Origin of the sequence: Parendozoicomonas sp. Alg238-R29 (genome assembly GCF_947331445.1) — a bacterium.
Classification (GTDB): Bacteria; Pseudomonadota; Gammaproteobacteria; order Pseudomonadales; family Endozoicomonadaceae; genus Sansalvadorimonas.
Genome location: NZ_CAMZOG010000234.1, coordinates 1 through 965, shown reverse-complemented (window position 1 = coordinate 965; position 965 = coordinate 1). Strand labels below are relative to the sequence as shown.

The window sequence follows — 965 nt, the reverse complement described above, 5'->3', positions numbered from 1 at the left end:
CCAAGCCTTGAGATCATTGCGCCCATATCGAATCGGCGATTAAACCGATAACAGAACTCTGCGAGGTAGCGCGGCAAATGTTTCGGATTGATGCTGTGATAGCTGCCTCTGAGAGAGTTCTTCACATTACCAATCATTGTATTGACCCAAGTGAAGAGTTCATTGCTCATAGATGCGTGCCCACCGCCCGTGACAACAGCCTTATGTAAATGGCCCGCATTAGCGATACCGATGAAAGCACCCAGTCCATCACTGATGACAAGCTGGGTTTGGCTGCTCAAATGCTTCTTAGCCCAGAGTTCCAACTCCTCTTTCCTGAAACTGGTCACCATGCTGAATCGCATAGAGAGCGGATGGTTCTCTTCATTGGTTTCAACGGCAGCAACAAACGGGTGCTTATTCTCGGAGCCTCGCCCTGGCTTACCTCCGTGCTTTTCACCGCCCCAATAAGCATCGTCTACCTGGACGTACCCGTGGAGAGGGGAACTGTCATCGCGCTCCTTCATGACCTGCATGAGTTTGTGCTTTAACCGCCATGTGGCGTTGTAAGAGATCCCCAGTTGTCTCGATAGCTCCAGAGCGGAAATCCCATTCTTTGTCTGAGTCATCAGATACATGGCAAGGAACCACGTTGTAAATGGCAGCTTTGTGGATTCCATGATGGTGCCCGTCGTCAATGAAGTCTGATGATGGCACCGATTGCACTGGAACAATTCACGTCTCTTCAATGTGCAGTGTTCTTTACATCGACACAGAGGGCATTCAAAACCGTCAGGCCAGCGCCACTGGAAGAACTGATCGCGGCACTGCTCTTCTTTGCCGTACTGAGACAGGAATGCCGGCAGGGACAAGCCTTTCTGGAACTGGACTTTGTTCTTAGGCATGACGTCGCCCTCGCTCGATAAGAAAACCAGTGTCGTCAGTTTAGTCTACGAATCGTGGCTGAGGTTAGGTGGTAATCAGGT

General features: G+C 50.6%; 1 protein-coding gene. It reads right to left on the bottom strand.

Features of this window, described 5'->3' with window-relative positions; all coding sequences use genetic code 11:
- On the bottom strand, positions 1 to 884 hold an 884-nt coding region (locus tag QMA35_RS21810; protein WP_281649235.1), incomplete at its 3' end, for an IS1595 family transposase.
- Positions 885 to 965: the final 81 nt, after the last annotated feature.